This window comes from Pedobacter aquatilis, assembly GCF_032678425.1.
In the GTDB taxonomy this organism is placed as follows: Bacteria; Bacteroidota; Bacteroidia; order Sphingobacteriales; family Sphingobacteriaceae; genus Pedobacter; species Pedobacter aquatilis_B.
Window position 1 is genome coordinate 167,275 of sequence record NZ_JAVTSG010000003.1, and the last position, 20,495, is coordinate 187,769.

A 20,495-nucleotide genomic window follows, 5' to 3' on the forward strand; every position below is an offset into this window, starting at 1 on the left:
AAACGAGTTTTTTTATCAATTAATTTTTCCATTAACCGTACTTTTGAAAAAAAATCTCCGTGACAGTTAAAAAGAAAGCTATCATTTTATCATTGGTGGTGAGTGTTATACTAATGCTTGCCAAATTTGTCGCGTATTTTATAACGAGCTCAAATTCTATACTAACCGATGCCGCCGAAAGCATTGTAAATGTAATTGCGGGCAGTTTTGCATTCTATAGTATTTATTTAAGTACGCAACCGCGTGATGAAAACCATCCTTACGGACATGGGAAAGTTGAGTTTTTCTCCGTATTTGTTGAAGGGATATTGATTCTGATTGCAGGTGTTATCATCATCTTTAAATCATCATACAACTTAATCTATCCACATGAAGTAGGGCAGCTCCTGCAGGGTACTTTAATTATCGGAATAACCGGACTTATTAATATGATTGTTGGTTTGTATCTAATAAAGGTGGGAAAAGCGGAGCATTCAATTACATTGCAGGCTGATGGAAAGCACTTATTAACAGATACTTATACGAGTGTTGCAATTGTTGTTGGATTAATTCTTATTCAAATAACAAATATAATTTGGTTGGATAGCTTACTTTCTGTTTTGGTAGGCTTTTATATTGTTTATTCGGGCTATAAACTTACGCGTGGCTCGGTTGGTGGTTTAATGGATGAAAGCGATTTTACCCTGGTGGAAGAAGTTGTTGAGGTTTTACAAAAGAACAGACATAACCCGTGGATTGATGTACATAACCTACGTACACAGCAATACGGGCCAGAGTTTCATATTGATTGTCATGTAACTTTGCCATACTATTTCGATTTAAATCAAGTACACCGTGAGATTTCTCAAATTGACGAACTGATAAATAAAAGTGGAGTTAGAAAGGCAGAACTTTTCATCCATGCCGACCCATGCTTGCCAGAATGTTGCCATTATTGCCATATGAGTGAATGTCCGGTTAGAAAGCAAGCATTTAATAAAGAAATTATCTGGACACCTGAAATCGTGGTCAGAAATAAAAAGCATTTCGAAAATGAGCTACTTTAATGTAAGGGTATATGGTTTATTGGTTAACCATAAAAACGAGGTTTTAGTGAGTGATGAAGAAGAACATGGTTTTCGTTTTAGTAAATTTCCAGGTGGTGGTTTAGAATTTGGGGAAGGGTTAATCGATGGATTAAAACGCGAATTTGTGGAAGAGTGCAATGCTGAAATTAATGTAATTTCTCATTTCTACACGACTGATTTTTTTGAGAAATCATCATTTAATGACAGTCAGGTTATTAGTATTTATTATTTAGTAAAAGAAACAGCACCACTGGCACTTTCATTTAAAACAAAGATTTATGATTTTGATGCTGAGGGCGAAATTTTACAGGCATTTAGGTGGGTGAAAATCGAAAACCTAAATATAGAAGATATCACGTTCAAGACCGACAAAACAGTAGCTCAACTCTTAAAGGAAAAGTTTTAGTGGTAAAAGAAGTGACATTGTTATAAAGAATAGGCATCTTAATACTTCATAATCTTAATAAAATTTTTTAGGTATTAAGATGCCTAGTAAAGCTGAGCATGACGAAAGCAACAGCTTATGTATTCGGCTCTAAATATCCTTTCAGTGCTTCGTTAAGGAAATATGTCCAGCCGCTTTTAAAACTTTCTTTGGCAAAATCTTCACCATTTTCCTCGAAAGTTTCTAAACCATTATGCGTAAGTGTTAATCTTGTTTTATCGCCATTTTCAAATAATTCCCAAGTAATTTCTGAATTGCCAGGGTAGTTATCGTACTTCCAGGTGTAGGCTAATTTTTTACCATCTTCAACCTGAGTAACTTCGCATAAATGTAAGTAATGTGGCCCCTCATCCGGACCGCCAACAAAGTCGAATTTAAAGCCAACTTTAGCCTTAAAATCTTCTATTTGAAAATACCATTTTTTGATTTCGTTGATGTTGGTTATTGCTTCCCATACTTTAATAGCCGGGACATTGTACACTCTTTCTACAATTAAAGGTTTCTTATCCATGATAATAAATTTTGATTTCGCTTAATAAAATAAGCAATGGTGAAGCCGTTTTGTTTTAAAAATATCAAATTGGAGTTAACCTAAAGGCATTTTACTGATATCCATGTAAAGGATATTCCAGCGTTGTCCATCTAAATCAACAAAACCGCAACCATACATCCAACCATCTTTATATCCCGGTTTAGCATAAAGTGTTCCGCCAGCATCTAAAACCTTTTGAGCAATTTCATCTACTTCTTCAGGGCTTTCAGCATCGAATGAAAACAAAACCTCATTACCTGAAATGTTTGGTGCGACTTCACTATCTGCAAAACTTTCGTACAATGATTTTTCAAAAAGCATTAGAACAAGATTGTTTTCCCCTACAAAAAATGAAGCCGAATCTTCACGAACGCCGTACTGCAAATTTTGAGCGAAGCCAAGTTTCGCAAAAAAGTCTTTTGATTTGTTGACATTTTTTACGGGGAGATTTATCCAGATTGATTTTATCATAATTTTCTATTTTGGTTATAAAATTAAAAGCTTAATAGCTTGATTAAAATAGTGAAAAACGAAATATTAAAGGTCATTTCAGCCAAATTAATTTATAGTAAACTACAGTTTATATAATTTTTGAGGATTTTGTTCTGCATAGTTTAATATCAAGTTAAGGATGTAACTGTTTGACTGATATGTTGGTAAGTCATTCTTTAGCGGAGCTAAACCAGCTTCCAAGTAATTTTTATCGGTAAAATAACCCATTCCATAAAATTTACCTTTCTCTACAACCAAGCAACTCAATTCATCATCTTGTCTGCCATCATCAACCAAAGCAAAGGTAGGTTGCAATTCCTGAATTTCTTCCAATGCTTTGTTTAGTCGCTTATTATAAACTGCAACAGTTTCGATACCGCTGCAAGCGCCAAAACATTGTCCATTTTCGTGTGCAGCACATTTTGTTATTGTTTTCTGTAAATAACACAACTTTGCGCAAAGCTGATATTTTTCCACCAAAAGGTTTAAAAAATTATAACCATCGAGCAAATTATTAAAGCTTTGCAAAGTATTATTGTTTTTCTTGTGTTTATCAATTGCTAAGCGCAGATAGCCATTTTGGTCTTCGAAAATATATAAATCGTATTTATGTTCGTAACGTTTCATTGCCCGATTATTCTCTGGCCATAAGCGTTTAATCTCGTTGGCTTCGAGAATTAAAGCCATCAGTTCAGTTCCACAGGTTACATAATCTACATGATAAATGCCTTTTAAGAAATCTTGTCGTTGTTTATTTGGTCGGTTACCACTAAAATGGCTGGTGACGCGTTTTTTTAAGTCCTTTGCTTTTCCAACGTAAATTATTTTCCCTTTGCTATCTTTAAAATAATAAACGCCGGGCTTATTTGGGAGTTTGAGAATTGCGGCTTTATCGAGGTTTGGTGGTAAAACCTGTTCCTTTGATGTTTTCTTTAACATCTCGGCAATAACGCCTGTATCATCAGCCTCTAAAAGCATGTTAAATAAAATACTGGTTGCATTTGCATCTCCAGCTGCACGGTGACGATTTTCTATCTGTATATTTAAGCTGCTACACAACTTGCCTAAACTGTAAGATGGCTTGCCCGGAATAAGTTTTCTACTCATCCTTACGGTGCAAAGTTTTCTACATTGCAAATCGTAACCAGCGTAATTTAGGTGATGTTTGAGGAAAGAATAATCAAAGTTTACGTTATGTGCTACGAAAACCTTATCATTTAAAAGCTGATAAATTTGAAGGGCAACATCTTCAAAAGTAGGGGCATTGGCAATCATTTCGTTATCAATACCTGTTAAAGCGGTGATGTATGTTGGTATTTGTTGCTTAGGATTAATCAATGTTGAAAAGGATTCAACGATTTGATTACCATCATGTATGTTGATGGCAACTTCGGTTATCCCATTGGCCGAAGCATGGCCTCCGGTAGTTTCTATATCGACAATTGCGTATAACATTGAATTGATTTGAAGCAAATTTATGCTAAAATAATTAGTAAATAAAATACTTTTTAAGATAATTTATTTAGCCTTTTAAAATATAACCTAATAAAAAAGCGACTAACGTATAAACGCAGTCGCTTGAATATTTTATATGCTTTGCTATTATAATTTGTTCAAAAGCTTACTCAAATTTGGTTTAATACCGATTGCTATTGGAACAGTGTTAAAAGTACGGTTTTGTATTTTTGCCGTTCCGTACATATAACTTGCTTCTACAAATAATGCTGCGCCACCTAAATTGTATTCTATACCTCCGCCAGCTTCGATAATTCCGGTTGTGTTCGATTTATTGCTCATGGTAACCTGTAAACTTTGAGCATTAACTGCTGCCTGCGGTGTTAATATAAAACCACCGCCGCCACCAGCAAAGCCATAAAAGGCCCACTTATCTACAATCTTACGATAGCCCAAAGCTACATTTAGCAGATATGTAGTAGAACGGCTGTCTTGAAGTGTGTAATTAAACCCCGCATCTGGTGTAATCTGGTTAAAAGCAAAAGCGTGTAAACTTACCTTCGGATATAAAAACAAACCGCCATTGCCTAAACCAAGGTTTAAGCCTAAAGAGGTTGAGAACTTTGGTTTTAAGAAGTCGGATGTTTCGCCCATTGGGAAGGCAAAGCCGATACCACTCATAGAGTAAAGCTTATCTGGTCTGCTGGTTTGCGCCTTAAGATTTATAGAAGAAGCTATTAAGCATATTGCAATTAAGCTTGGGATTTTAAATTTCATATATTTTAATTTTGAGTTAAGGCATTTACTTTTTGTAGCATGGTATTCATGTTAAAGGGCTTTTCTAAATAATCATCAGGATGATATTTTTGAGAAGTAATGTAATTCTCGTTGTACCTTGCCGAAGCCATAATAACAGGAATATTTTCCGTCTCGGGATTCAGTTTTAATTGTTTAAAGACTGCTCTTCCATCCATGCCATTTAGCATTATATCTAAAATGATTAGATCGGGGTTAAAGTCTTTAACGGTCTTAAAAATGTAACGTGGTGATAAAAGTGGGTAAACACTATAATGTTCAGCTTCTAAGGCAAGCTGAAAAACTTCTAAAATATCGGGATCGTCATCTACAACCAGTATTCTTTTCAAGGGAAATTATCTTTAATGTGCTAAATACAATCCTAATACAATGATTTGTTGATAATGTTTTAGTAAAGCGTTTTTTTGATAAGAATTAAACATTAATTGCAATAAATGGGTTTACTTAAAAACATAAATAATTATGCCCGATTTTGAAAAAATGCTACTTGGTGATGAAAATTGGAGTTTCATCCCCGAAATAATGATTAGAACACTTATTATGTATCTAATTATTTTATTTAGTCTGCGTTTATTGGGCAAAAGAGGTGTGAAGCAACTTTCTATTTTTGAGCTTGTTGTCATTATCAGTTTAGGTTCTGCCGCCGGCGACCCAATGTTTTATAAAGAAGTTGGTTTGGGTTCTGCGATATTTGTCTTCGCAATTGTTGTTGGAGCCTATAAAATAACAGCATATTTAGTTGGAAAGAGCAAAAAAGTCGAAAAAATTGTTGAAGGGACTTCAACGTATTTAATTCGGGATGGTAAATTTTCTATTGAGAATTTTAAGAAAGAACCTTTGGCTCAGGATGAATTCTTTTCAGAATTGAGGCAGAAAAACATTACCCATTTAGGGCAGGTTAAGTTAACGATCATTGAAACATCAGGGGAGTTGAGTATTTTCTATTTTAAAGATGAGGATGTGAAATATGGTTTACCGATTTTACCGGATGATTTCGAGAAAAGAACCGAAAAAATTACAGAAGAAGGCTATCATTCTTGTAGCTTTTGCGGTAATACGGTCAAGGTAAAGCCTACAGAAAAGCTGATTTGCGATAAATGTGATAAAACCAAATGGGTAAAATCTTTAAATGAAAAGAGAGTAACTTAATGCTTGATTATGATCATACTAGGGATTTTAATTGCACTTAACTTTCTATAAATCTGATTTAATTCTTAAATTGGAAGCTGATATTTCTAACCAAATATATTTTTCTTCCTTTATGAAAGTGGATTACATTGCGTTATCTGTTCCCGTATTTTTTATTCTAATCGGGATAGAATTGGCTTATAATTTTTACAAGAAACTTGATTATTACAGGTTAAATGATAGCATTTCAAATTTAAGTCAGGGAATAGGGCAGCAGCTTACAGGTATATTCATGAAAGCCGCTTTATTTTTTGGTTACAAATATATTTTCGAACATTGGCGACTTTTTGAAATGCCAAAAACAATTTGGGTTTGGATAATACTTTTTATTGGAGTTGATTTCTTTTACTACTGGTTTCATAGAATGAGCCACCAGGTTAATGCGCTTTGGGCGGCGCACATTGTTCACCATCAATCAGAAGAGTATAATTTAACGGTTGCCTTACGCCAAAGTTGGTTTCAGGGTTGGTTTAGCTGGGTTTTCTACTTGCCATTGGCATTTGCAGGCTTCGACCCGATTATGTTTTTAACCTTAAGTTCTTTCAATACGCTGTATCAATTCTGGATTCATACGCGAACGATAAAATCGATGGGTTTATTGGAATACATTTTAAACACGCCATCGCACCATCGGGTGCATCATGGCTCTAATCCAAAATATATTGATAAAAACCACGCTGGAACGCTTATCATTTGGGATAGATTTTTTGGTACTTTCCAAAAGGAAGAAGAAGAGGTTTATTATGGCATTACCAAACCTTTAGCAAGCTGGAATCCAGTTTGGGCAAACTTACACTATTGGGATGATTTGCTCAAAACTGCAAGGAAATCACCTAAATTGAGTGATAAAATAAAGGTGTTCATAAAACCTCCAGGTTGGTTTCCTTCACATTTGGGCGGTTTTCAGCACGCTCCAGAAATTGATGTTACCACTTACCGAAAATTTAATCCTGAATATCAATCTAAACTTACCGGATACGTTCTAATACAGTTCATTATTGCATTGGCAGCTGGTTCGGCAATTTTATTTTCTTATGCCAAAATGGATAGTTTGCCCCTAATTTTGGGTGTATCCTTTACGCTTCTTACGTTGGTAGCCTGTGGTGCTTTGTTAGAGCAAAAGAAATGGTTGGTTAAGTTCGAATATTTGAGGCTGGCACTGGGATTATCAATTGTTATTTTGTTTAAATTCCCAATCGGATATCAAGTAATATTTGCAGGCATACAATTTATATCCGTAATTTGGTTCTTCAATTTACAAAAAGCAAATCCCAATGCTGATGAAAACTAAACTGTTCTCTTTTATTTTTGCGGTTATTTACATTCTTCAACTTTACGCAGAAACATCAGGTAATATTCAAATCCGTAATTTCTCAAAACCTTTAATTGTAATTACGCTTTTGGTTTGGCTTTACAGCGCCACAAATCTTAAAGGTAAATTTCATAAACGTATATTCATAGGCTTAATTTTCGCACTAGCAGGCGATGTTTTTTTGATGTTACAGTCTGATATATCGAGCTTTTTTATATATGGTTTAATCGCTTTTTTACTGTGCCACATTTTTTACATCAGGGCATTTGTACTCGACCATAAATCAAATCCAACCTATAAAACCCCATTCTTTTTGTGGGCCGTTGGTGCTTTGATAATATTTTGCGTAGGCTTGTTTTTCTATTTACAACCATTTCTTGGCGCAATGCAATTTGCGGTTTTGTTTTATGCAATCATCATCACGTTTATGGCAATTATGGCGGTAAACCGATACGGAAAGGTTAATATTTTTAGTTACAAACTGATTTTATTTGGGGCTTTGTTCTTCCTTTTATCAGATAGTGCATTGGCGGTTAATAAATTCGCTTTTCCGATTCCACAAGCTGGCGTTTTAATAATGGCAACTTATATGATTGCGCAGTTCTTAATCGTTTACGGTACAACCGAAAGGAAATTAGTAGTTACTAGAACAGAGATTTAGATTTATTTTTTTTGGAAAGCACTGTTCTGTGGTAATCGGGAATTGTAGTCCTGCTAACGTTACAATCTTTTAAAAACTTCTGCCGTGCAAAGGAACGAAGTATCTGTTTCATCGGCTACAAATGACGGCAAATTTTAAGTTTCTGCTGTTTTAAAAGTATTTTCACTTATATCAGGTTTAGAAAATCAAACTGTGCAATAAATCAGTGCTCACTCGGTTACCGTTGACTGAAGTCAACGGCAATGATAGCGAGTAGGTTATGCAATTTGGAATATTTACATTGCTTAAAATAAAAGCTAGATAAACAATATGTATTCTTGACTTTTGATTTCATTGCCGTCGGTTTCAACCGACGAAAAGCGAACAGCATCTAATTTGTTCTCCGTTCCTTATCCAAAACCGTAAAAACCTGCACCAATCTTTCCCCTTGTTCATCAACAAGAGTTAAAGTATGTTTTCCGGGCAGCGGATTAACAGCTAGTTGATGGTAATTTGTAGTTGTTGAAATAAATTCATTATCAATATGCCAGTAAATTTTTGAGCTTTGATTACGATGTGCAGCATTTAACACAATTTTGCCTCTTGTTCCATCTAGTTCTAAAGGAATGTAAACCGTTGCACCATTTTTTGGATAAATCAATTCCATAACGCTGTTGCCGCCAGAAACATCACAGCCAGGCATAAAAGGAGGTAAGATTTTATAGTCGCTGTTTTTAATTTTATAATAATATTCCATCGCTGGAGGCAAAATAAACCAGCTTTTATGCAGCATATTATTCACGCTTTCGCATTGGTCGGTAACGCGATAATTACCCGATCTATCTAAATGAATTAATTTATGGAAAGGGCAAACGCTTGTTTTTTCTCCAGCAGTGGGCACTAATTCGTCTACAACATCCATGCAAAATTCACCTGCCTTATAGCCGCTTTGTTTACAAACCTTAATCTTTTTCAGTTTTGTTGAAGGGGTTTCAAACCATTTTCCGTTGGGTAACAATTTAAAAATATCAAATAAAGCCGGTGCAGCAGCCTCAATACCTACCAAGCCTGGTCGGCCCTCACCATCGGCATTGCCAACCCAAACACAAACTACGTAATTAGGAGTTAATCCAACTGCCCAGGCATCGCGAAAGCCAAAACTTGTTCCAGTTTTCCAAGCCACTCTTTGAGATGATGAAAATTGTTCCCACAGACCTTCATCACCAGGTCGCATCACTTCTTCCATTGCATTAAAGGTTGCCCAAATTGAGCCATGATCTAGAAAAGAATTGCGTTGATAATCTTTCTCGCTTTTCTTTACCGCTTGAAAATATGTTGCCTGTTTATAATCATCAGGATTGTATAATCCTTTGTAAGTATTAAAATGATTTAAAGTTTTAACCATACCCATGTAAGTATTCGCCAAATCCCACATGGTTACTTCGCTACCACCCAAAATTAAAGATAAACCATAATGGTCGGCAGGCTGATTTAAGGTTCCAATACCTAGTTTTTTAAGTTTATCATAAAACCTTTCGTATTTATATTGCTGCAGCATTTTAACGGCGGGTATATTTAAAGAACGACTTAAAGCTCTATCGGCAGCAATTGCACCATCATAACCTAAATCATAATTTTGTGGCGAATATCCTGCAATTTGGGTTGGCACATCGGGTATTAAAGTGTGCGGTAAAATAAATCCGTCGTTAAGCATACTTGCATAAAGCAAAGGTTTTAATGTACTTCCAGGACTTCGTGGTGCTTTAATCATATCAACATGGCTTTGCAGATCAGCATTTTCTGGCTGATAGATGTTGCCAACGTAACTCACAACATTTCCAGTTTTGGCATCTAAAACTAAGGCAGAAATATTGTTGATGTCATTTGCCCTGTAACGATTATTATAGCGTTTTAAAATAGAATTTATTTTTAATTGAACATCTTCATTCAAAGTAGATTTTATTCTTGTCGAGTTAATTTCCAAGGCTTTTCTTTCAGCTTTGAATCGATTCAGCAAATGCGGCGCATTTTGAGGTAAGGGTAGAGGTTTACCGGGAACAGGCTCTAGCTTGGAAAGATTCGCGGTACTTTGGTCAATGTATTTAAGCTTCGCCAATTTATCCAGCAAATCATTTCTTTTTTTTATCAAACGAACTGAGTTTTTGCCAGGATGAACGAGAGAAGGACTGTTTGGTAAAACCGCTAAAGTTGCCATTTCTCCCCATGAAAGTGTTTTAGCATCGCGACCATAATAACGCCAGCTTGCGGCTTCTAAACCGACAACATTACTGCCGAACGGTGCATTTGCAGCATATAAACTAATAATTTCTTCTTTAGAATATTTTAACTCTAATCTGAAAGCCAGAATTATTTCATAAAGCTTTTGCCAAATGGTTCGGTCTTGTTTTCTTGATAAACGTATAACCTGCATGGATAAAGTGCTACCGCCACTTATCACGCTTTTTGCTTTGAGGTTTTGCCTCATTGCCCTGCTCATCGCCAGAAAGTCTACACCGAAATGATTATAGAATCGTTTATCTTCAAAAGCTATGATGCAATCCTTAAATTTTACGGGAACAGAATCGGCAACGGGAAAACGCCATTGTCCATCACTTGCAATTGCGGCACTAAGTAAATTTCCATTGCTAGCCTCAATAACAAATGATGTTGGCGATTTAAAAAGTTTTGCTGGAAGTAGAAATAAAAACACCAAAAGCAATGTAACGCAAAAAATATCTGAAATGAGGAATGCTTTTGGTTTTTTATTCATTGATTTTGATACTCAATTATTTATTTCATCATTTACAAATGAAGGTGTAAGTTTTTGCTTTAAGATTGCTTCGTGCCTCGCAATGACGTACATGGCGGTCGTCATTGCGAGGCACGAAGCAATCTAGTTAGTTAATGCTAGTTTACTTAAGTTGATACTGATTAAGATGCTGAAATAAATTCAGCATGACGAAAGTTATAACTCATAAACTTACTTTACCACTTGCACCCATTTTCCATCCTGCGTAGCAGAAATATCATTATTATACATGGCCTCACATTGAACTGCTGATAAGTAATATCTGCCTGTATATGATGCATTCAGCAACACTTTGTACACCAAACTTTCATTCTCCCGAATATTGAAATAGGTGAAAACTCGGTCGTCGCGAATATCCTGATAAGTAAATGGAGATGAAGCCAACATACTTTGATTATCATTTAACCTGGTGTTTATAATTTCCCATCCTGATGGGAAAATTTGAGTTAAAGCCATTTGCTCATAATAACCCATCCTGCCAGGATTTTTAACCGTTACCTCAGCATAGAAATCCGTTCCTTGTTTTATGGTAGTAGGATCTAAAGGTATTCCGTTTAAACGTTTGTAAACTACATTCATATCCAAAACTTCTGGTCGGTTTGGTAAGAAATTATTCTGCCCTGCAACTGGCTGACCTTCTAAAACCAAACGCACAAATAACACATTGTTCCCTTTATTGGTAATGGATGCCGTATTTCCTTTGAAGTTTACGGCAGTACTGTTAATGTACTGACCAGAATTTACTGGTGCAGTTTTGCCATCTAGAACATACTGGTACTGTAATTTATTTGAAGATTGGTTTGTGCCGCAGAATTTCGCGATTGCCAATAAACTGTATGCTGTAGTTTGTGTACTGTACCAGGTATTTTCGCCCAGTTTAGCCGCTAATGGTTGCAACAAACTTGCAGCCTTAGCTTTCTGACCAAGCAATGTCAAGGTTTCTAAAATCATCGCTTCATCTCGAACATCAGAGCCATAAGTTCCGCCTAATTGTTTATATGGTTGAACCGATGTATTCAAACCACTAATTAAACTCTGAGCAGCGCTATTTTGTCCTGCTAATTTATAGGCAGCAGCTAACCGCCATTTTGCAGCGACAGATAAATATTCAAATGCTTTCAATCTGTTCATGGCTGCCATTTCCGGTTTTTTAGCTAGGGCCAGCATATACAATCTATAAGCTTGAGATAAATCTCCGCCGTAGAAATTATTGCTGTTTGGAGCCCAATTGGCCGCTTTTGTTTTTTGAAAACGTAACAGCTCTTCTAGCAATCCGACAGGTAAAGTGTAACCTGCATTTTGGGCTTCTACTAAAAAGTGTCCACCATAATTGCTTCCCCACTCATCCGAATTTCCTTCTCCTGGCCAGTATGATAAGCCACCATCGGTGGTTTGGAAACCTTTTAATCTGGTTATTCCAGCTTTGATGTTCTTTTCAGTCTGCGCTTTTTGTTGCTCGTTCAAAGGACTCAATCTATCTAAAAACAATTGAGGGAAAATACCTGAAGTGGTTTGTTCTATACAGCCATGTGGATACTGAATTAAATAACTCAATCGTTTCTTCAAATTAATTGCTGGAATAGAAGAAACTTCTAAAGTACCAGAATTAGTGCCGCCCATCCCGATAGGTGAGTAATTTACCGACCATTTTTGACCAGGTTGAACTGTTGCCGAAACTACGTTAGTAATATAAGGATTTGGATTTCGAATATCCATTTCAACATCGTACTCGGTTTTTTCAGCTCCGCTTTGAGCGATGACTTTAACCTTTGCAATGCCAACTTTATCTGGTGCTTTCACCTCGAAATAAGCCATCTGCTCGCCAGTTTGCTTATAGTAAAGCTGTTGTTTATTTGTGCCTTGAACAATTAAATTGTTTGCCTGAAGTTGAACAGAAACATTTTTAAGGTTATTTTCTGTAGCAAAAACAGTAACAGGTAAAGTGAAGGTTTCGCCTGGACCAATTACGCGTGGCAAAGTTGCCAAAACCATTAAAGGCTTTTTAACTTGTACTGATTTTTCGGCCATTCCATAAGCCGCATCCTGACCAGCAACCACCATTGCCCGAACGGCTCCAATATATTGTGGCAATTTGAATTTGTGGGTTTTATTTTCGCCTTTACCTATGGTAAAAGGTCCCATAAATTTAACTACTGCTTTGAAGCGATTGGCTTTTGCCGGATTTAAGTTTTTGTTAATGCTACCATCACCACCAATGCTTAAAATGCGTTCTAAATTTCCGCCCCAAGCGCCTAAAACGTAATCGAATAAATCCCAGGTTTTAACACCCAATCCTTCACGGGCATAAAATGCGCCATGTGCGTCTGGCGTTTTGAAACGTGTTAAATCTAATAATCCCTCATCTACTAAAGCGATTGTATAAGTCATTGCTTTACCATTTTGCTCGCCAACTGTAATGGTGTTTTCTGTTTCGGGCTTAATTTTATCCAACATTTTAATGGTTGGTTTCAGAATGGTTTGCGGGTCTTCTACTGAGAGTGGAATTGCACCATACATCCTGATTGGTAAATCATTAATTGTTTGCGCATGAGGTTGCAATAGGGTAATGTTTGCAAAAACATTTGGTGCCATTTCTTTCTCCGCTTTAAAAGAATATTGTGTTTGGCCAGCTTTGGTATCTATCCAAAACGTTTTTAAAACCCGACTTCCGTTTTCAATGGAAATTAAAGCTCTTCCATTTTTAGCCGACGGAATGGTTAGGGTAATATCTTCACCAACCGTAAATTTCTCTTTGTTTGCTGTGAAAGATAACATGGACGCTTCGGTTGGATTTGCACCTTGCTCTCGCTGTGCCCATCCAGGCCAATCTACGTAAACAGATTTCCCCGTTACGTGACCACCATTTAAATCGCGAACCAAGATTAAGTAACGTCCCCATTCTGGTTCATTAATACGTAAATTCCAACTGCCTTTTCCGTTTGATAAATTAACTTGATGCGTTTCTACCAATTTATTATACTGATTTTGGGTGAAATTAGCATAGGTATATTGATTATCTTGTTCCCACCACCAACGCCATTGCGTTTTGTAAACTTCAACCTGAACGGTTTTAGTGCCCGAAAGCAATTTACCATCGGTATTTACATTTACGATTTCAATTTTATGGTCTTTACCAGTAACCAACATTCCACTTAATTTGTCGCCTTTTTCAGGACGAACACCCAAGTAATTGCTGTAAACGTGATAGGGTATGCTAAAGTTATCAATACTAAAATTGCCACCTGGTTCGAATACTTTTGTGGTGAAATTCGCTCTTAAAATCCCCGGAGCGGTATTGTTTTCGTTTAAATTAGTATTTATTTGTGCTGTACCAGCCACATTTAAAGTACCCTCGAAAATGGTTTTAACTTGCGATTCGAAGTTTACTGTAGGGTTATCGAAACTAAAGCCATCAAAACCTTTAAACTTAGTTTCCGTAGTATTTAAGTTTACATCAACTTTAGCCTTTAAATTTTGGGCTGGTGTACCAAAAAGCCATTTTGCCGATAGGGTAGCGGCAGAAGTTCCGGCACTTAAATAAGTTCTGTTACCAACATTGAAATCAATTTTCAAACGGTTTGGCATTACAGTTTCTATTTTCAGCGTTTTGGTAAAGGTTGCACCACCAGCTTTAACTTTTGCCATCCAATTTCCAGTTGGCGATGTACTTTCTGTAGCTGTTTTAAAAGTATAGAAACCATTTGTAGGCTTGCCGTTCATTAAGCGTTTGTATAATTGCCCTTTCGGATTATAAAACTCCATCGTTACGGGATAATTTGCAGGCAGCTTTTTCAGTTTATCTTCCAAAACAAATGAAACAAATAAGCTATCTCCTGGTCGCCAAACTCCACGTTCGCCATAAATAAAACCTTTTAAGCCACTTTGAACAACATCTCCACCAACATCAAAACGGCTTAATGGCAACGAGCTACCATCATCTAATTTTAAATAACCGCGTTCAGAACCATTTTTGGCGATTAATAAAAATGGCTGACGTTTTAAATCGAATTTTGCAAATCCATCACCATCGGTTTTGGTGGTAAATATTGTTTGGCGCTGGTAATCTATCAGCTCTAAACTTACGCCGCTTAATGGTTTCGCTGTTAATAAATCGGTTGCCACGATAAGCATACTATTATCATTACCACGCTTTGCAACTAAACCGATGTTAGATGCAATTAAATTTCGGCTTGCCCATCTTTGATTCGTATAAAAAGACGGTGTACACGGATTATCTTTATCATTCCAACGGTAATCTGATGGGTAATAGTTGTTGTAGCGTTGCCAGAAATCATCATCCTCATCAATTTTTTCTCCATAATAACTGCCTTCGTCTTCATAAACACCCTCACCATCTTCATCTGTTTCACTTTCTGCAGCTTTACAGTTATAGGCGTTGTATTCTTGTCTGAAAGCAATTGTTACCCGGTACATTGCGCCAGGCTCTGTACGAATCATCTTATCTAAATCGAGCGTAAAACGATTCTTTTTGTGGAGATTTAAGGCTTTGTCTTCATCCAGGCGAACCGTTTTTTGTAAAATTGGTTTCGCCACTCGGCGTAGCTCATTGCCATCTTTGTAACTATTGGTCTGGAAGAATTGTGGAATGTTATTTTCGTAAATTTTGATAACCGTAACATCAACAGCTTTTAAGTTTGTTGCTTCGAAAGGTAGAACCAATTTGCCCGAATTTGGCAAAATTGTTCCTGCACCTGCAATGGTAACGCTTGGCAATTTATCTTCAAAAGTTAAGCTGGCCGTTTTTCCGCCTGATAAAGCTTTGCCATTAATATTTTCGATACCGTTGTTTACGTTTAGGGTGTAATTTCCTTTCAATTCTTCGGCAGCGTAAACTTTAACCTGACTAGCATCAATTGTAAAACGTAAATCGCCTAAGTTACCAAGGGTAATCATACCCGTTAAATCTTGTCCAACGCCAATGGGCTCTGAAAACTGTACCAAGGCATAATCTTCTTCGCCTTGGATGGCTTTCATATCCAGAATTTCAAATTTATTTAAGGCAGGAATGCGAATTTCTTCTTTACCTTTTTGGTCGGCATCGATGGCATCGCCATCCCAATTTATTTTTAAAGTCTGGTCGTTAGCTTTTTTCTTAATGCTGTCAATCGTGAATTTGGAAATGTTTTTAGCGGGGTCATGTTGCCATTTAATATTTAATTTCTGGTCGAAATCCAGTTCAATTACTTTTTCGATTTTAGCCGTTTCCTCCGCATCTGCTGTAGTTAATTCGCCAGTTAACTTCATATAATCTAAAGAAGTATTGTTTTGAGAAACCAATCCATTTTGGGACAGCATAACACCAGGCGTAATTACTTTGAATTCGAAATCAAAATCCTCTAAGCCTTTTTCTGTTGCAGAAACCTCAGAAAGTTTAAAAGTTGCCTCATATTCTTTACCAGGTTTCAGGTTTTCATCTGGTCTGAATTCCACTGTTTGTGGGTCAATCCAGTAGGTTTTTCCTGAAATTGATGGCGAAAATTCAAACAAGTCGCGAGCTTCGGCTTTGCCTAAATCTTGCATTCCGGTAGCTGCGTTTGCCAAGTGAACGCGGATAAAGCTTTTTTTGGAAATCGTTCCTGAAGTGTAAGCCTCAATATATTTTGCATAAGCCTGATTATCTTCATTAGATTTCTTTTTGTGACGAAAATAAATGAAGAGTATAGCAGCAATTGAAGCTACAAGCAGACCAATAAAAATAAATTTCTTTTTGTTGGAAGATTGATAGGTAGATGGTTGTTCCATTTTTTGAAATCTTAATTAGATGTGATTCAAAATAAACTAAAATTCTCGTTAAAATAAATTATGTTGAAAATTAAGATGTTGTGAGGAATCTTACTGTTATCTGTTTTAGTCATTGCGAGGCACGAAGCAATCTTTCATATAAATAGATTGCTTCGTGCCTCGCAATGACGGTAGCATATAGCAAGGTTTCCAAGTTTTCATTTGTTCCTTAACAATCATTTAAATAAGTTTACAACATCAACCCAATTCGACCAGATATGATAAAGAAAATTTTTGTTTTAGCTAGTTTCTTATTGATTTCGACTTTTTCTTTTGCTCAGCATGAGGATGTAGAAAAAGCTGTAAATAAGTTAACTGAATTACTGCTCAATCCAGATAGTGTAGCTCTGGATAAAATAACTGCGAGCAGTTTAAGTTACGGTCATTCAAAAGGAAATGTTGAGAATAAACAGCAATTTATTCACACATTATTATCGGGAAATTCTGACTTTGTTGAAATTAACATAACCAATCAAACAATTGTTGTTTACAATAAAACGGCTTTGGTTAGACATGATTTAAGTGCAAAAACTAACGATAAAAACGTTCCTGGAAGCTTAAAGTTGTATATTTTACAAGTATGGAGTAAAGAAGAGTCTGGATGGAAATTGCTTGGCAGGCAATCTGTTAAGCTACCTTAAGGTTATAGGTTTTAAGTAGTACGTTTTACGTGTTGGAGACGGTTTAATTAAAATCGTGCATTTTAAGCGATAGGTTTTACATTTTTCAAAACCTATAACTTACAACGTACAACCTATTTTATCATCACCCCAGGTCTGTTAACCAATGGGATTTTAATAAGATTTGTATCGACAATACTTTCAGGTAGGAAGATAAATTTCTTATCGTAAATGGTTGAACCAATATAATAGCTTAACCAATACTCATTCGTTAAACCAAAAACTTCAGGGTCGATTGCTTCTACGCCTTTAAAATCATTTGCGGTCATATCACCAATAAAATGACGTAATACAGAAGTTTTAACTTGTTTACCATCCTTTTCGCCATAACCTTTCGAGCTAATTAAAACATTTGTTATCGGTTCGTTTTTTAAATTGATGATGTAAACGGTCCAGTTTTTTACTTCAGGTGTTTCGCTCATTAATACAACCGCCATTGCGATATCTTCAACTGTATTTTCTGGTAAATCGGCTTTCATAATTTAATCGTTTTGTCATGTTGAGTCTGTCGAAACAAAAATGCTAAGGAATTTCAACAAACTAATTTTGACATTTTTATTTTCCGTCTTCGATATTGTTTTAACAAGGAGATTGCTTCGTGCCTCGCAATGATGATCGCCTTAAAGCGTTAAATTTCAGAATCATCCCCATTATTATAGTAATCCTAAAATCCTTAAATCCTGGTCTATTTTTTCTTCGCTACAACCTTTTTAGCCGCTGGAGCTTTCTTTTTCGCCGGTGCTTTTTTCTTGGTTTCGAACGCGTTTGGAACTTGTTCCACAATCATTTTCTTCACAACTTCCAAATCGATATCAACCAATTCTTCTGCCGTATATTTTTGTTTGGTTGCTTCATTATTACGCAATTTCAACATTAATTTACCGAAGCGGATAAATGGTCCCCAACGTCCATTTTCGATAGAGATTTTTTCTGCTTCCCATGTTTTAATGTATCGGTTAGCTTCTTTTTCTACTTTTTTGCCGATTAAAGTTTCAATATCTTCCTGTGATAAATTATCGAAATCGTAACCCTTAGCCGGAATATTGATAAACAAATCGTTCCACTTAATGAACGGACCAAAACGACCTTTGCCTTTGGTTACGCCTAAACCTTGATAATGCGCAATAGGTGCATCATCATCCATTTTTTGTTTAATAATTTCTACTGCTCTTTCGTAAGTAACCGCTAAAGGCTCTTCGTTTTTAGGAAGCGATATAAAAGCCTCACCCCATTTTACATAAGGACCAAAACGACCCACGCCAACCATTACTTCTTTACCATCAAAATCGGGTAATGAAAACGGAAGTTTAAACAATTCAAGTGCATCATCTAATGTAATAGTCGCTACCGACTGGTTGCGCATTAAGCTGGCGTAACGCGGTTTTTCTTCTTCATCCAATTCGCCAATTTGAACCAAAGGACCAAATTTACCAACCTTTGTATAAACGTTCTTACCGCTTGCAGGGTCCAAACCTAATAAACGTTCACCAGTCGCACGTTCTGCAGTTTCTAAAGTGTTTTCAACCTCTAAATGAAAAGGGTTGTAGAACGAATGCAACATTTTAGTCCATTCTTGTAAACCTTGTGCAATCTCATCAAATTCTTTCTCTACGCTTGCCGTAAAGTTAAAATCTACAATTCCTTTAAAATGTTCGACTAAGAAATCGTTCACCACTTCACCAATATCAGTAGGGAAGAGCTTAGATTTTTCAGCACCGGTAATTTCCGATTTTGTATTTTTAGAAACTTTGCCATCAGCTAAAACTATCGCCGTAAAGTTTCTTTGTTTACCATCTCTATCTTCTTTAACCACATAACCACGGTTTTGAACCGTAGAGATTGTTGGTGCATAAGTTGATGGTCTGCCGATGCCTAATTCTTCTAATTTCTTAACTAAGCTGGCCTCTGTATATCTTGCTGGCGGACGAGAATAGCGTTCCGTTGCCTGCATTTCTTTTAAAAAAAGTTCTTGCCCTTTTGCTAATGGAGGTAAAATTGAACCACCTTCTTTTTCATCCGTTTCTTCATCATCCGTTGATTCTAAATAAACCTTTAAGAAACCATCGAATTTTAAAACCTCGCCTTCGGCAACTAAATGTTCTTTTCGAGTCGATGCTGTGATTTGGGCAGTCGTTTTTTCAAATAAAGCTTCGCTCATTTGCGATGCGATGGAGCGTTTCCAGATTAAATCGTATAAACGTTTTTCTGAGATGTCTCCATCAACGCTATGCCTATCGAAATAAGTAGGGCGGATGGCTTCGTGAGCTTCTTGCGCACCAGCTGATTTGGTTTTATATTTTCTTGGTTGATGATATTGATTACCATAAGCTGATTTAATTTCCTGTTCTGCAGCAGCTAGAGCTGTATCCGATAAATTTACCGAATCCGTTCTCATGTAAGTAATCTTTCCGGCTTCGTACAAACGTTGAGCAACTTGCATGGTTCTCGCAACCGAAAAACCTAATTTCCTCGAGGCTTCTTGTTGTAAGGTTGAGGTGGTAAAAGGGGCAGCTGGATTACGTTTTGCTGGTTTAGTTTCTAAACTAGTAATGTCGAATTTTGCTGTTGCGCAATCTTGTAAGAATTTTTCAGCATCAGCTTCGCTTTCGAAACGCTGTGGCAATTCTGCTTTTACAATTTCTTTGCCTTTTCCGGTAGAGAATTGAGCTGTTACTTTATAAGCAGCGGTTGCATTAAAATGTTGAACTTCTCTTTCTCTATCAACAATTAAACGTACCGCTACAGATTGCACGCGGCCAGCGGAAAGCGATGGTTTTACTTTTTTCCACAAAACAGGAGAAAGTTCGAAACCAACCAATCTATCTAAAACACGGCGAGCTTGTTGCGCATTTACTAAATTGTAGTCAATGCTTCGCGGACTATCAATGGCTTTTAAAATAGCTGGTTTGGTAATTTCATGGAAAACAATGCGTTTAGTTTTTTCCTGTTTCAAACCTAAAGTTTCAAATAAATGCCAAGAAATGGCTTCTCCTTCGCGGTCTTCATCGGATGCTAGCCAAACCATTTCGGCATCCTTTGCAAGTTTTTTAAGTTCGGCTACCAAGGCCTTTTTATCAGCCGGAACCTCATATTTCTGGGCAAAATCGTTATCGATATCAATTGCCATATCGCCTTTGGCTAAATCCCGAATATGGCCATAGCTTGATTTTACAAGAAAATCTTTACCTAAATAGCCTTCTATGGTTTTAGCTTTTGCTGGAGATTCGACGATTAATAAATTTTTGGCCATGAAATAC

The 20,495-nt window shown here is 36.5% G+C and carries 15 protein-coding genes; 6 read left to right on the plus strand and 9 right to left on the minus strand.

Going from position 1 to position 20,495, the window contains the following annotated elements; translation table 11 throughout:
* Window positions 1-59: 59 nt before the first annotated feature.
* Together R2Q16_RS10665 and R2Q16_RS10670 are read left to right on the plus strand one after the other, a co-directional pair.
* On the plus strand, window positions 60-1,046 hold the full coding sequence (locus tag R2Q16_RS10665; protein ID WP_316736967.1) for a cation diffusion facilitator family transporter: 987 nt from the start codon (window positions 60-62) through the stop codon (window positions 1,044-1,046).
* The gene (locus tag R2Q16_RS10670) at window positions 1,033-1,473 is read left to right on the plus strand and encodes an NUDIX domain-containing protein (RefSeq protein WP_316736968.1); all 441 of its coding nucleotides are present in this window, start codon (window positions 1,033-1,035) and stop codon (window positions 1,471-1,473) included. The genes R2Q16_RS10665 and R2Q16_RS10670 overlap by 14 nt, the downstream gene beginning before the upstream one ends.
* 115 nt (window positions 1,474-1,588) lie before the next feature.
* On the opposite strand, the gene R2Q16_RS10675 is transcribed toward R2Q16_RS10670, so the two are convergent.
* From R2Q16_RS10675 to R2Q16_RS10695, 5 genes are all read right to left on the minus strand, one after another.
* Entirely contained in the window at window positions 1,589-2,023 is a 435-nt protein-coding gene (locus R2Q16_RS10675; RefSeq protein WP_316736969.1) for an SRPBCC domain-containing protein, read from the minus strand.
* Between the two features lie 75 nt (window positions 2,024-2,098).
* Window positions 2,099-2,515, minus strand: coding sequence for a VOC family protein (locus R2Q16_RS10680; protein ID WP_316736971.1), 417 nt, complete (start codon window positions 2,513-2,515; stop codon window positions 2,099-2,101).
* A 102-nt stretch (window positions 2,516-2,617) separates the two neighbouring features.
* Entirely contained in the window at window positions 2,618-3,991 is a 1,374-nt protein-coding gene (locus R2Q16_RS10685; protein WP_316736972.1) for an exonuclease domain-containing protein, read from the minus strand.
* A gap of 147 nt (window positions 3,992-4,138) precedes the next feature.
* Window positions 4,139-4,768: a hypothetical protein gene (locus tag R2Q16_RS10690; RefSeq protein WP_316736973.1), complete on the minus strand. Its 630-nt coding sequence runs from the start codon at window positions 4,766-4,768 to the stop codon at window positions 4,139-4,141.
* Window positions 4,769-4,773: 5 nt separating this feature from the next.
* Complete coding sequence (locus R2Q16_RS10695; RefSeq protein WP_316736974.1) at window positions 4,774-5,136, minus strand: PleD family two-component system response regulator; 363 nt, start codon at window positions 5,134-5,136, stop codon at window positions 4,774-4,776.
* A gap of 133 nt (window positions 5,137-5,269) precedes the next feature.
* Between R2Q16_RS10695 and R2Q16_RS10700 the strand changes: the two genes are divergently transcribed.
* The 3 genes from R2Q16_RS10700 (at window position 5,270) to R2Q16_RS10710 (ending at window position 7,968) form a co-directional block, all read left to right on the plus strand.
* Entirely contained in the window at window positions 5,270-5,956 is a 687-nt protein-coding gene (locus R2Q16_RS10700) for a DUF421 domain-containing protein (protein WP_316736976.1), read from the plus strand.
* 112 nt (window positions 5,957-6,068) lie between these two features.
* Complete coding sequence (locus R2Q16_RS10705; protein WP_316736978.1) at window positions 6,069-7,286, plus strand: sterol desaturase family protein; 1,218 nt, start codon at window positions 6,069-6,071, stop codon at window positions 7,284-7,286.
* On the plus strand, window positions 7,276-7,968 hold the full coding sequence (locus tag R2Q16_RS10710; RefSeq protein WP_316736979.1) for a lysoplasmalogenase: 693 nt from the start codon (window positions 7,276-7,278) through the stop codon (window positions 7,966-7,968). The genes R2Q16_RS10705 and R2Q16_RS10710 overlap by 11 nt, the downstream gene beginning before the upstream one ends.
* 370 nt (window positions 7,969-8,338) lie before the next feature.
* On the opposite strand, the gene pbpC is transcribed toward R2Q16_RS10710, so the two are convergent.
* Both pbpC and R2Q16_RS10720 read right to left on the minus strand, forming a co-directional pair.
* The gene (pbpC, locus tag R2Q16_RS10715; RefSeq protein WP_316736980.1) at window positions 8,339-10,717 is read right to left on the minus strand and encodes a penicillin-binding protein 1C; all 2,379 of its coding nucleotides are present in this window, start codon (window positions 10,715-10,717) and stop codon (window positions 8,339-8,341) included.
* 210 nt (window positions 10,718-10,927) lie between these two features.
* A complete protein-coding gene (locus tag R2Q16_RS10720) occupies window positions 10,928-16,519 on the minus strand; it encodes an alpha-2-macroglobulin family protein (RefSeq protein WP_316736982.1) in 5,592 nt (1,863 codons plus the stop codon).
* Window positions 16,520-16,776: 257 nt separating this feature from the next.
* On the opposite strand from R2Q16_RS10720, the gene R2Q16_RS10725 reads away from it, so the two are divergent.
* Window positions 16,777-17,199: a nuclear transport factor 2 family protein gene (locus tag R2Q16_RS10725; RefSeq protein ID WP_316736984.1), complete on the plus strand. Its 423-nt coding sequence runs from the start codon at window positions 16,777-16,779 to the stop codon at window positions 17,197-17,199.
* A gap of 113 nt (window positions 17,200-17,312) precedes the next feature.
* Here the strand turns inward: R2Q16_RS10725 and R2Q16_RS10730 are convergent, their stop codons facing one another.
* A complete protein-coding gene (locus R2Q16_RS10730) occupies window positions 17,313-17,717 on the minus strand; it encodes a hypothetical protein (protein WP_316736986.1) in 405 nt (134 codons plus the stop codon).
* Window positions 17,718-17,923: 206 nt separating this feature from the next.
* Window positions 17,924-20,488 (minus strand): type I DNA topoisomerase, encoded by a 2,565-nt coding sequence (gene topA / locus R2Q16_RS10735; RefSeq protein ID WP_316736987.1) that lies wholly within the window; start codon window positions 20,486-20,488, stop codon window positions 17,924-17,926.
* Window positions 20,489-20,495: the final 7 nt, after the last annotated feature.

Coding starts and splice junctions, on each gene's coding strand:
- R2Q16_RS10670 (WP_316736968.1), top strand. CDS start 1,033: ATGAGCTACTTTAATGTAAGGGTATATGGTTTATTGGTTAACCATAAA.
- R2Q16_RS10675 (WP_316736969.1), bottom strand. CDS start 2,023: ATGGATAAGAAACCTTTAATTGTAGAAAGAGTGTACAATGTCCCGGCT.
- R2Q16_RS10680 (WP_316736971.1), bottom strand. CDS start 2,515: ATGATAAAATCAATCTGGATAAATCTCCCCGTAAAAAATGTCAACAAA.
- R2Q16_RS10685 (WP_316736972.1), bottom strand. CDS start 3,991: ATGTTATACGCAATTGTCGATATAGAAACTACCGGAGGCCATGCTTCG.
- R2Q16_RS10690 (WP_316736973.1), bottom strand. CDS start 4,768: ATGAAATTTAAAATCCCAAGCTTAATTGCAATATGCTTAATAGCTTCT.
- R2Q16_RS10700 (WP_316736976.1), top strand. CDS start 5,270: ATGCCCGATTTTGAAAAAATGCTACTTGGTGATGAAAATTGGAGTTTC.
- R2Q16_RS10705 (WP_316736978.1), top strand. CDS start 6,069: ATGAAAGTGGATTACATTGCGTTATCTGTTCCCGTATTTTTTATTCTA.
- R2Q16_RS10710 (WP_316736979.1), top strand. CDS start 7,276: ATGAAAACTAAACTGTTCTCTTTTATTTTTGCGGTTATTTACATTCTT.
- pbpC (WP_316736980.1), bottom strand. CDS start 10,717: ATGAATAAAAAACCAAAAGCATTCCTCATTTCAGATATTTTTTGCGTT.
- R2Q16_RS10720 (WP_316736982.1), bottom strand. CDS start 16,519: ATGGAACAACCATCTACCTATCAATCTTCCAACAAAAAGAAATTTATT.
- R2Q16_RS10725 (WP_316736984.1), top strand. CDS start 16,777: ATGATAAAGAAAATTTTTGTTTTAGCTAGTTTCTTATTGATTTCGACT.
- R2Q16_RS10730 (WP_316736986.1), bottom strand. CDS start 17,717: ATGAAAGCCGATTTACCAGAAAATACAGTTGAAGATATCGCAATGGCG.
- topA (WP_316736987.1), bottom strand. CDS start 20,488: ATGGCCAAAAATTTATTAATCGTCGAATCTCCAGCAAAAGCTAAAACC.